General features: G+C 63.2%; 8 protein-coding genes. 1 reads left to right on the forward strand and 7 read right to left on the reverse strand.

Annotated elements, in window-relative coordinates; all coding sequences use genetic code 11:
• Nucleotides 1-66 precede the first annotated feature (66 nt).
• Nucleotides 67-1,143: a recombination-associated protein RdgC gene (locus C8C98_RS07770; RefSeq protein WP_121453788.1), complete on the forward strand. Its 1,077-nt coding sequence runs from the start codon at nucleotides 67-69 to the stop codon at nucleotides 1,141-1,143.
• 73 nt (nucleotides 1,144-1,216) lie between these two features.
• On the opposite strand, the gene C8C98_RS07775 is transcribed toward C8C98_RS07770, so the two are convergent.
• The 7 genes from C8C98_RS07775 to C8C98_RS07805 form a co-directional block, all read right to left on the reverse strand.
• Nucleotides 1,217-2,335 carry a glycerophosphodiester phosphodiesterase gene (locus tag C8C98_RS07775; RefSeq protein WP_121456124.1) on the reverse strand — a complete coding sequence of 373 codons (1,119 nt, stop codon included), beginning with the start codon at nucleotides 2,333-2,335 and terminating at the stop codon, nucleotides 1,217-1,219.
• Nucleotides 2,336-2,429: 94 nt separating this feature from the next.
• Nucleotides 2,430-5,909: a DEAD/DEAH box helicase family protein gene (locus C8C98_RS07780; protein ID WP_121453789.1), complete on the reverse strand. Its 3,480-nt coding sequence runs from the start codon at nucleotides 5,907-5,909 to the stop codon at nucleotides 2,430-2,432.
• Nucleotides 5,910-6,062: 153 nt separating this feature from the next.
• Entirely contained in the window at nucleotides 6,063-7,700 is a 1,638-nt protein-coding gene (locus C8C98_RS07785; protein ID WP_121453790.1) for an ATP-binding protein, read from the reverse strand.
• A 20-nt stretch (nucleotides 7,701-7,720) separates the two neighbouring features.
• The gene (locus tag C8C98_RS07790; RefSeq protein ID WP_121453791.1) at nucleotides 7,721-8,854 is read right to left on the reverse strand and encodes a restriction endonuclease subunit S; all 1,134 of its coding nucleotides are present in this window, start codon (nucleotides 8,852-8,854) and stop codon (nucleotides 7,721-7,723) included.
• A gap of 8 nt (nucleotides 8,855-8,862) precedes the next feature.
• Nucleotides 8,863-10,425 (reverse strand): class I SAM-dependent DNA methyltransferase, encoded by a 1,563-nt coding sequence (locus tag C8C98_RS07795; RefSeq protein WP_121453792.1) that lies wholly within the window; start codon nucleotides 10,423-10,425, stop codon nucleotides 8,863-8,865.
• Between the two features lie 155 nt (nucleotides 10,426-10,580).
• Nucleotides 10,581-11,075 (reverse strand): Cu(I)-responsive transcriptional regulator, encoded by a 495-nt coding sequence (gene cueR / locus C8C98_RS07800; RefSeq protein ID WP_121453793.1) that lies wholly within the window; start codon nucleotides 11,073-11,075, stop codon nucleotides 10,581-10,583.
• Nucleotides 11,072-11,275 (reverse strand): heavy-metal-associated domain-containing protein, encoded by a 204-nt coding sequence (locus C8C98_RS07805; protein ID WP_121456125.1) that lies wholly within the window; start codon nucleotides 11,273-11,275, stop codon nucleotides 11,072-11,074. The genes cueR and C8C98_RS07805 overlap by 4 nt, the downstream gene beginning before the upstream one ends.
• Between the last annotated feature and the right edge of the window lie 130 nt (nucleotides 11,276-11,405).

Below are 11,405 nucleotides of genomic sequence, written 5' to 3' on the forward strand. Positions count from 1 at the left end.
TTGCTCTGGCCCGGGGCTGGCAGCGCGGACAATCACCCCGTCAGACCAACGAAGCGAAGGATTTCCGTGTTCAAGAACTTGATCGTGTACCGCATTGCACCCGGCTGGCAGGCGGATTTGACGCAGGTGGAAGAGGCGTTGGCCAAGTCGCCTTTTATGGAGTGCGGCGCCACCCAGGAACAGTCGCTGGGCTGGGTGCCCCCACGGGGCGATCAGCACGGCGCGATGGCCGAGTCGGTGGGTGGGCAGTGGATCTTGCGCTTCATGGTCGAGTCCAAGGTGCTGCCCGGCTCGGTGCTCAACCGCCGCGTGAAGGAAAAGGCTGCCCGCATCGAGCAAGAAACCGGCCGCAAGCCCGGCAAAAAGGAAAGCAAGGAACTCAAGGACGAGGCCAAGCTGGATTTGCTGCCTATGGCCTTTACCAAGCAGGGCAGCATGTGGGTGTGGATCGACACCGAGTCGCGCCTGCTGGTGTTGGACACAGGCAGCCAAGGCCGTGCCGATGAGGTGGTGAGCCTGCTGGTCGAGTCGCTGCCCGGCCTGTCGGTGTCGCTGCTCAACACGCAAACCAGCCCGCAGGCCGCTATGGCGCACTGGCTGTCGGCCCAAGAGCCGCCCGTGGGCTTCAGCATCGACCGCGAGTGCGAGCTCAAAAGCGCCGACGAGGCCAAGGCCGTGGTGCGCTATGCGCGCCACCCGCTTGACATTGACGAAGTGCAGCAACACATCCAGCAAGGCAAACTGCCCACCAAGCTGGCCTTGACCTGGGACGACCGCGTCTCCTTCATGCTCACCGAGGGGCTGCAGGTGCGCAAGCTGTCGTTTTTGGACACGGTGTTTGAAGGCACCAAGGCCGACGATGGTGGTTTTGACACCGACGTGGCGATTGCTACAGGCGAGTTGGTCAAGCTGATTCCCGACTTGATCGAAGCCCTGGGCGGCGAGGCCGAAAGCGGCGTGGCCAGCGCGGCCGAAGCCATTGCGGCGGGCGGGGCTGGCAGTGCCGGGGTTGCAGCCCCCGTCGCAGCGCCTGCAGTCCTGCGCTCTCAGCCCTCGGCCCCGGCCCGCAAGTCGGGCGGCGGCGTGGTCACCGGCCCGGCCACGGCGCCAGTGGATACCGACCCGGAATCTGCGCCGTTCTGAGCGCTGAAGGTTGGCAGCGGTCCAAAAAAAATGCCGAGGCTGACCTCGGCATTTTTTCTTTACAGGCCTGCGTTTACTTCAGGCTGTCCACCGCCAGCCGTCCCACGCCCGAGTCGTCGGTGAAGAAGCCATCCACCCCGGCCTTGAGGAACACCTGGATCTCGCCCACGCTGTCGCCGCGTACCGTGCTGTCGGTGGTGGGCGCCTTTTTGTAGGCGGCGGGCAAGAAGGCGTTTTCGGGCCGCAGCGTCCAGATGTGCACGGCCAGGTTCAGTGCGTGCGCGTCCTTCACCAGCGCGGTGGGTGTGCCCAGGGCGCCGTCTTTCACGGGGATGACCAGGTCCTTGTGCGCGCCCACCACATCGGCGTAGGTGGCAATTTCCTTGAGGCCCGCCGCCGTGGCCATGTCGGCATAGGTCTGGGTGTTGCCTGCCGCCGCAAAGTCGTAGGGGCGGCCGCTGTTGGACAGCAGCTGCACCAGGCGCACCGAGCTTTGCTTGCGCAGCGCCTTGAGGTTGGCCACTTCAAACGACTGCACGTACACCGGAGCGTCCTTGCTGTTCCAGCCGTTCTTCGCCAGCACCGCCAGCAGGGCGGGTTCCAACGGTTTGCCGATGGACTGGAAGAAGCTGGGGTGCTTGGTCTCGGGGATGACACCAATGGTGCGCCCCTTGGCTGCCGATTGCGCCTTGGCCAAGTCGATCACTTCCTGCAGCGTAGGCACCTCGAACTGCCCGTTGTAGGCCACGTTGGCCGGGCGGATCGCCGGAATGCGCTCGCGCGCGCGCAGCGTTTTGAGCTCGGCCAGGCTGAAGTCCTCCACAAACCAGCCGGTGATGGCGGTGCCATCGATGGTCTTGGTGGCTTTGCGGGCGGCAAACTCGGGCCGGTCCACCACATCGGTGGTGGCCTCGCGCACGCTGCCATCGGTGTTGAGGATGGCAATGGCGTTCTCGTGCCGCGCCACCAGCACCCCGTCTTTGGTGATGACCAGATCGGGCTCAATCAGGTTGGCGCCATCGTCAATCGCCTTTTGGTAGGCCGCCAGCGTGTGCTCGGGCCGCAGCGCCGAAGCCCCCCGGTGCGCAATCACCGTGGGCACGGGCGGCCAGGCCGGGGTGTCGCTGCCGCCGCAGGCCGTGGTCATGACCAGCGTGGCCGCCAGGGCCAGCAGGGTTTTGTGAACTTGCATGCGCTTCTCCTCGTTTTTGTGAAACAGGCCATGCTGCAGCGGTTGTGTGAAAGGTGCGTGACTGCTGTGATGGGGCTTGGTGATCGTTGCCGGGCTATGCCGCAACGGACAACTGCTCCAGCTGGTTCAATGCCTGGAACAGTACTTCCACCTTGGACGTTTCAAACACGCCATCCGGCCCTTGTGCATGGATATCTGTGAACGGTGACTCATACAGCCGTGCGGCGGGCATGGCGCCGTGCTCGGTCAGGTGCTGCACGATTTCTTCGATGAACTGCAGCTGGCTGGCGCTGGCTTGGCCCATACCAATGAGATCTGAGAAGGCAGCCATGGCAGCCTCACGGTCCAGTCCCACCAAAGAGCGCACAAACACCGGCAGGCTGGTGTGCAGCGCACGCGCGCGTTCGATGTCGCCATCGGTACCGCCCGCCTCGTGCAGCAGGGCTTCCAGCTCTTGCAGGTCGGCGGCAGTCAGGGGCTGGTTGCGGCGCAGCTTGTGCAGTGCCAGCCGGTCTTCGTGGGCGCGCAAGAACACCTTGGCTTTGGCGCGAAAGCGGTCAAAGTCCACCGCGCTCGCCACCAGGGGCAAATCCACTTCGGTGGTCTCGCCGATGGCATCTTCAAAGTCGGTGTAGACCACGGTGCGCCCGCCTTTCTCGATGAGCTTGATGAGGCCACGCAGCTTGCGGCGCGCCTGCTCCAGCATGGTCAGGGTCACGTCCTGCCACCACTCATCGCCCGCCACAGCTTCGATCAGCAGCAGGTGCTCGCGCACCACCGGGATGTTGGCTTTCTCCAGCAAGCCATTGGCCACCTGCTGCACCTTGGTTTGCAGCCGCGCCAGGGCCGGTTCGCTGCGCAGCAGGGCCAGCTGGGTGTGCAGCAGCAGGGCGTCAAAGCGTTTGGCGTCTTCGTCATCGTCGCGCACTGCGGTGGGCAGGCCCGACAAGTGGGCTGCCACCTCAGTCAGTTGTTCTGGCGTGGGGCGCTTCCACGCATCGGGCTGCGCCCAGGCCTCTACCCAGCGGCGCTGCGGGCGCACCACAAAGTTGTCGAGCGACATGCCTGCCACCATGCTGTGCAGCAGACCCGCGGTGTCGCGCCGGATGGCGGCCTCGGTCAGCACGGGCGATTGCTGTGCCTCATCGGCTACGCCGTTGCTGGCCAAACGTTTGTCCAGCACTTCGATCAGCTCCAGCCGCGCATTGAAAAGCCGCTGCGACAGCGGCTGGGCCAGCGCGCCTTCGCTGCCCTCCAGCTCCTGGCTGAAAAACTCCAGGTTCTGGCAAAAGTCGAAGATGAAGAAGTCCTTCTTGTCCTGCCCCGGCCCGTACAGCTCTGGGCACAGCCGGGTGCCGCGCCCCACCATCTGCCAGAACTTGGCCTTGGAGCGCACGATCTTGAAGAACACCAGATTCACCACTTCGGGCACGTCAATGCCCGTGTCCAGCATGTCCACCGAAATGGCGATGTGTGGGGCATCGTTCTTTTGGGAGAAGTCATCAATGAGCGACTGCACGTACTCGGTCTTGAAGGTGATGACCCGTGCGAACACGCCCTTGCGGTCGGGGTAGTTCGCATCAAAGCGCGCCTGGATGAACTCGGCGTGCTTCTGGTTTTTGGCAAAGATGATGGTCTTGCCCAGCCGGTCGCCGCCCGCCACCTTGTGGCCGCGCTCCATCAGCAGGGCCAGCATCTTGTCCACCGTATCGGTGTTGAACAGCCACTGGTTGACTGCCTCGGCGCTCACCTCGTCGGGTGCTTCACCGCCATCCTCATCCCACTCCAGCGCATCCCACTGGTCTTTTTCGTCGTCACTCAGCTCGTCGTAGCGAATGCCCTGGCGCTGGAACTTCAGCGGCACCGAAATCGCCTTGGGCGGGGCCAAGAAGCCCTCGGCAATCGCGTCATCCAGGCCATACGCATCGGTAGGCACACCGCTTTCCAGACCAAACAGGCCGTAGGTGTTGCGGTCGATTTCGTCCTTGGGCGTGGCCGTCAGGCCTACCAGCAGGGCATCAAAGTAGCTAAAGATGGCGCGGTACTTTTGGTAGATGGAGCGGTGTGCTTCGTCCACCACGATGAGGTCAAAGTGCCCCACGCCAAAGCGGCGCTGGCCACCGCCCGCACCTTCATTGATGAGCCCCATCATCGTGGGGTAGGTGGACACGTACACCCGCCCCTCTGTGGCGCGGTCTGTGACGAGGTTCACCGGCGCAGCATCGGGCAGGTGGGCCTTGAAGGCGTTGACGGCTTGGTTTACCAGCGCCACCCGGTCGGCCAGAAGCAGCACGCGCTTGGCCCAGCCCGCGCGCATGAGCAAATCCACCAGCGCAATCACCGTGCGCGTTTTGCCTGCGCCCGTGGCCATCACCACCAGCGCCTTGCGGTGCTGGTCGCGCTCAAAGGTTTCGGCAATGCGGCGGATGGCGCGCTGCTGGTAATGGCGCTCCACAATGCGCGCCGCAATGCTGATACTGGCCAGAGGCTTGCGCGTGGTGCGGCGCTGGTGCATCAACTCCAATTCGTCCTGCGTATGAAAGCCCTGCACCGCGCGCGGTGGGCTGGTGGTGTCATCCCACATCCAGTGCTCATAGCCATTGGTGCCATAGATCACGGGGCGGTGGCCGGTGCTTTTTTGCAGGCAGTCGGCATACAGGCGTGCTTGCTGCTGGCCCTCTTGGGCGCTGCGGCGGGTGCGCTTGGCTTCCACAATGGCCAGGGGGATTTCGCCGCTCCACAGCACATAGTCCACAAAGCCCTTGCCTTCGCCCCCAGCCTGGTTGGGCATGCCCTGCACTTCAAACTCGCGGTCACGCGGCTGGTCCAGCGCCCAGCCGGCTTCTTTGAGCAGCAGGTCAATGAACAGGTCGCGCGTGGCGGCCTCGTTGTAGTCGTGGGCTGTGGCGGGCTGCGCCGCGTTGGCGGCTTTGGCAGCGGCAATCTCGGCGCGGTAGCGGGCCAGTTCCGCATCCAGTTCTGCATTGCGGGCTGCTGCTTCGCGCAGGGCGGCATCGCGCTCGGCCAGGGCCTGGGCTTGTTTGGCTAGCGCCTCTTGCGCGGCGGCCTGGGCGGCACGGCTGGCCGCTTGTTCTTGGGCAGAGTCGATAGCGGCTGGGCGTGGCAGCAGATCGGCGCGAAACTGCAGCCCCGCAGCAGGCCGGTCGCCCACGCGGCGCGCATAGTGCTGCGCCAGCCAAAAGGCCACATGGAACAGCTCGCGCAGCGCGTTGAGTGCATCTTGCTGCGGCACCGGGCGGGCGTGGTGCACCGCCTGGTTTCCCAAGCGGCGAATCACGTCCATCTTGGCGTGCACCGCATTGCCCACCAGTTGCTGAAAGCTGGGCTCGAACAAAAACGCCGACAGATCGGCCTTGTACGGCATGCGCAGGCTGCCACCCCTGCCGCCTTCCGCCTGGTACAGCCAGGCCACGGCCAGCTCCAGCGTGCGGCGGGCGTAAAAGCAGGCGGCGCGCGGGTCCCGATGGGCCGCGGCCTCGGCGCGGCGGGCTTCGGCCAGCAGGTCGGGCCAGTCGGGCTGCAGGAAGGCGAAGTTCGATAGGGCACTGCTCACGGGGACTCCCTCTTTGTCATCCGGTCACCGATACCCAGCCCATTGGGGCAGTGGGTTTGACCCGCTATCTAACGCTCTATATAGAGCATATTGCTTTAAGCAGCTTATATAAGTCATTGTTTTTGAACAATATTTTTGTTCTCTAAAGCACTGCTAAAGACTTTTATGCGTTATTGCATACCAGCGTGCCCAACGCCGCTCGCCTTTTAGCGCCAATTTGTTTTCCGCCCGCAACTCCAGCAGAAGGCTCCGCAATGCGCTGGCTGAGTGTGTGGGGAGCACCTGCTGCAGTTCTGACACGGGGGCGCCTTGCTCACCTTGTTTCATCACATGTTTAAGCAGCAGCGCCTTGTTTGTGTCGCGGTCCAGACCGCGTTGACGGGTGTAGGTTCCTTTGGCGCCCAAGGATGCATACAAGGCTTCTGAGAGCATGTAGCGGGTCCCTCGGCCCCTGCCCATCGACTCAACGGCACCCACTGCCATCAGGCCGGGCAACCGCTCTTTCAATGCAGGGCTGAGCGTTTTGCCCTGCTCCAGGCATTCCAGCGCCAGATAGTCCAGCGTCGAAAAGCTGCGCAACGTCTCGTCCCCCAGCCTCTCCATGAACCGCACAAACGCTGGGTTGCGCACGCCGCCCTCCAGCGTCAGGCGCACCTCGTGCGCGGCGGTGCCTGCAAAGCTGGGCAGGGGCTTGCCCTGGCGCACGGCGCTTTCCATCATCAGGTTCAGCCCCTGGCCAGACCGCTCGATCAGCCCGCAGCGCCCCAGCGCTTCGGCCAGGCGGCGGTTGCGCGGGTATTGCTGGTCAATGATGTTCTCGGGCGTGATGCCGGGCGGCAGGCCGCCGGGGCTCACCACCTCCAGCCGCTTGGCAAACTGCCGCACAAAGATCGAGCCGCCCAGCCTGTAGTCGCGGTGTGCCACCGCGTTCAGTAGGGCCTCGCGCACGGGCACCTCGTCAAACGTGGGCAGATCCATGCGAAAGAAATCGTCCTGGTAGCTTTGCCGGTCGTTGCGCAGGTTGATCTTTTTCCACAGCGCGTCTTGCCAGGCGAAGAAGCCCGCGCGGTATTCCTCGCGGTCGGCCGCCGGGCCTGCTGCTTCGGACGAGCGGTACTCAAACACCAACTCGGCCTGCGCCAGCCACTGCGTCAGGCCCGCGCGCGTGCCAAACAGGATGAGCGCCGCATAGCTCACCTGGTCGCCCTCCACCAGCAGTTCGGCATCGCGCAGCGTTTGCAGGTCGCTCAACTCGCGCCTGCGTGGGTCACCGCTCTTGCGTGCCCAGCGTTCGCGGAACAGGGCGATGGACTCCGGCTCCAGGTCGGCCAGAGTGGCACCGGGGCAAGGCTGGGCCGAGAAATCGGGGCCACCTTCGGCAAACATGGCGCGCAGTTCGTGGTCAGCCAGCGGGGCCAAGTCGTCGCCTGCACGCTTGAAGTAGCTGCCGTCCACATTCCACGCTGTACCCGGCAGGCGCGATGGCACGTGCACCACCAGAACGCGCCCCTCGGGCAAGCGCAGCTCTTCCACCGGAATACGGTGCCCCAGCCGCTGGTGCAGGCCCGCTTCGGTGCGGCCCGGCTCGTCGAAAGCCAGCGTGCCCACAACACGCCGGGGCCGTTTGTCCGTCACGCCCAACACCATGGTGCCGCCGCCCTCGTTGGCCAGGGCCACGCAGTACTTGACCAGCGTGTCAAAGTGGTAGTTCTGCTTGGCCTCCTTGAATTCCAGGCGATGGCCTTCGGGTTCAAGCAGCCATTGTTCGAGCTGGAGACGTGACGTTGGCATGGTGATAACCGTGTGCAGGTTTAAAGCTGCCCCGCAAACGCCCGCTGCTGCAGCGAGGCAAACAGCGCATCCAGCGCGGCCAGGGCGCGGCGGTGGGTGGCTTTGAGGGCTTCGATGGAGGCGATGCGGGTGGCGAAGGTTTGTTGGAGGGGGAGAGGGGGGAGTGGTATCTCCATAGCCTTCAACTTTTCTCCTGTCAGATGGGCGATCGTTGCTGCAGTGACGTGATCTCCAAGTCCACCTCTTTTTGCTAAGAACCACAGTAGCCAAACCAAAAACTCAGCCTTAGCCAGTGCTGGATTTGGACGACCCCTGTGTAGTGCTTTTTGGTAGTAAACGTCTTCAAGCTCACCGTTCCATATTGCCGCTCGGCCTGGCTCCCCGCCTTCGCAAATTAGCAAATCTCCAGCCTGGAGTCGAAATGTTTCTCGTGCATCTGCATCGAAGTCCATTTCAAGTAGGTCGGTAACGTCAATGTGGAACCACTGGACGTTCGCATTCCGCAAATAGCGTCGAGTGTTTTGACCGGTCTGCTGTTTTGCATCAAGCATCTTTCCTAACCGTGTCGGGCACACATTTCCAAACGGTGTTTTTTTCCACCCCTTTGGATTCGCTACCGGATCCCCAAACATATCGAGAAAGAGGGACTGGGTGAGGCTGTCGAGCAGGGTCAGGGCGGTGCGGCGTTGGGTTCGGAGGGTTTCGGCTTGGTCGAGGATGGCGGCGATGCGGCGTTGTTCTTCCAGCGTAGGAAGATACAGCGGCGTACCTAAGAATTCGCCACGGTTGACGTGTTGCATGGTGGCGCCATGCAGATGCTTTTGCATTGCAGACAAGGCACCGCTTAACGCCAGTCGCAAATACGCTTTGTCAACTTTCGATTCGTCAGGAATTACGCGAAAAATGTGCTGATTCAGCAAGCCGATTTCCGGTCTGTTCCAAGTGAAAACGCCCAAGGTTGCGGACCACGAAACGAGCAAATCGCCTGGGTGTACCTGCAGCTTTTCAGCAACCGTCCGTGTGGTCCGGTTAAACGGCTTCGACTCATCCGTGAGGTTCTGAATGCGAATGATTGGAAAGCCGCTGTCGCCCCAGTCTTCCGGCTTGAATGCAGCGCCGTTGATGAACTGGGCAACTTCACCAAGAGAGGTCATGTTGCGAGTCACTTCAACATCCCCTCCAACACCCCCATCCCCCGCGCAATCTCCTCCTCCAGCGCCCGCAGCTCCGCCAAGATGTCCCCCGGTGCCCGGTGCTGCACCTGTTCATGCACCACTTCCTTGTAGCGGTTAATGCTCAGGTCATACCCATTGGCCTCAATGTCGGCCTTGGGCACACAAAAGCTCTGGGCGGTGCGGGGGCGGTCGCGTTCGGTGCCGCTGCGTTGGCCCCAACGCTCCAGCACATCGGGCAGGTTGTTTTTGGCGTGCTCTGATTCTGATAGCTGGCTGCGCCCGCCAGTAAAGCGCTGGAGGCCCAAAAGGCTGGCATCCAACAGGGGCTGGCGTTTGTCGTCCAGGCTCCAGCCGTCGGCCTGCATGTCGTAGAACCAGACGTTATCGGTGCCGCCGCTCATGGTTTTGGTGAAGAGCAGGATGGCGGTGCTGACGCCCGCGTAGGGCTTGAACACGCCGCCGGGCAGGCTGATGACGGCATCGAGTTTTTGCTCTTCCACCAGCTTGCGGCGCAGTTCTTTGTGTGCCTTGCTGCTGCCAAAGAGCACGCCGTCGGGCACGATTACGGCGGCGCGCCCGCCGGTTTTGAGCAGGCGCAGGAACAGGGCCAGAAAGAGCAGCTCGGTCTTTTTGGTTTTGACGGTTTGCTGCAGGTCCTTGGCGGTGTTTTCGTAGTCCAGGCTGCCCGCAAAGGGCGGGTTGGCCAGGATGAGGCTGTAGGCCTCGGCATCGGCCGCCGCGCCTTCGGCCAGCGAGTCGCGGTATTCGATGGCGGGGTGTTCCACGCCGTGCAGCACCATGTTCATGCTGCCAATGCGCAGCATGGTGTTGTCAAAGTCGTAGCCGTGGAACATGCCGCTGTGGAAGTGCTTGTTTTGTGCGGGCACGCGCAGCATGTCGGGGTAGGTGCGGCGCAGGTATTCGCCTGCGGCCACCAAGAATCCACAAGTGCCCGAGGCTGGGTCGCAGATGGTGTCTTGCGGTGTGGGGGCCGTCAGGGCCACCATCAAGTCGATGATGTGGCGCGGGGTGCGGAACTGGCCGTTTTGCCCGGCAGAGGCGATTTTGCCGAGCATGTACTCGTATAGGTCGCCCTTGGTGTCGCGGTCGTCGAGCGGAATGGTGTCGAGCAAGTCGACCACTTTGGCCAGCAGGCCCGGCGTGGGGATGGTGAAGCGGGCGCCTTGCATGTGGCGGGCAAAGGCGGTTTCTGCCGCCGGGCCGCCCGAGGTTTGCAGGCCGCGCAGGAAGGGGAAGACCTGGTTGCTGAGCACATCAAACATCTCGGCCGGGGCCATGTTCTTGAAGCGGGACCAGCGCATGTTGTCGTGCGGGCGCTCTTGTGCGTCCACGCCTGCGGGGATGAGGCGCACGGGCTGGGTTTTGAGGCGCAGGGCTTTGTTGTCTTCGCGGGTTTGGTCGCTGTCGAGGGCGCGCAGAAAGAGCAGGTAGGTGATCTGCTCGATGACTTCAATGGGGTTGGCGATGCCGCCGGACCAGAAGGCGTTCCAGACTTGATCGACTTTGTTGCGCAGGTCACCGGTGAGCATGGGGGCAGTCTGTAGGGGGCTGTGGGAAAGCCTGCGAGTCTGCCATGCAGCGGATGGGCGCTGCCGGTGAAGCGGATTTTTCTAGGTGTTTTTGGCCTCTAGCGCTTATTCAGAAAGCGCTAGCAGCTACGAATTTAATAGCAATTCAACGCAAATCAGCGCTGCTGCATCCCAACCGGTGGGCTTGTGGCCCCCAGCCCCGCACCCGCCAGGTCGTCCAGGATGGGGCAGTCGGGCCGGTCGTCGCCGTGGCAGCAGCCCACCAGGGTTTGCAGGGTGCGCTGCATGGCTTGCATGGCGGCGATGCGGTCGGTGAGCTGGGCTATGTGGGTTTGTGCAATGCGCTTGACCTGGGCGCTGCTACGGCTGCGGTCTTGCCACAGGGCGAGCAGGGTGGTGATTTCTTCGATGGAGAAGCCCAGGTCGCGCGCGCGGCGGATGAAGTGCAGGGTGTGCACATCGGCCTCGGTGTATTGGCGGTAGCCGCTTTCGGTGCGGGCCACGCCTTGCAGCATGCCCAGCGATTCGTAGTGGCGCACCATGCGGGCGGATACGCCGGCCAGCCGCGCGGCTTCGCTGATGGGCACGGGCCACACAGCGGGCGCTGCGAGTGGCGCGGCAGGGAGCCTGCGGGCGGTGGGGGTGGTCATGCAGTGACTTGGTAGCCTTCTTCGGCAATGGCTGCGGCCAGGGGCTCGCGTGCGGCGGTGGTTTGCACCTGCACTTGCCCGCTGGCGCGGTCGATCTGCACAGTGGCAGCTGGGTCGACCTGCTGGATGGCCTGGGTCACGGCGCGTTCGCAGTGGCCGCAGGTCATGCCTTGGACTTGGAAGGTTTGGGTGGTGGGCATGGTGTGCTCCTGGATGAGGGTGGTAGGGATGAATGGGGTGTGAGGCGGTTGTGAGCCGATCTGTGCGCCATCATGAACCTTCACATGGTGGCAGGGTCAAGCGGTTGTTTTGCCTGGGGCAAAAAAGAGT

Source organism: Acidovorax sp. 106, from assembly GCF_003663825.1.
Classification (GTDB): domain Bacteria; phylum Pseudomonadota; class Gammaproteobacteria; order Burkholderiales; family Burkholderiaceae_C; genus Acidovorax.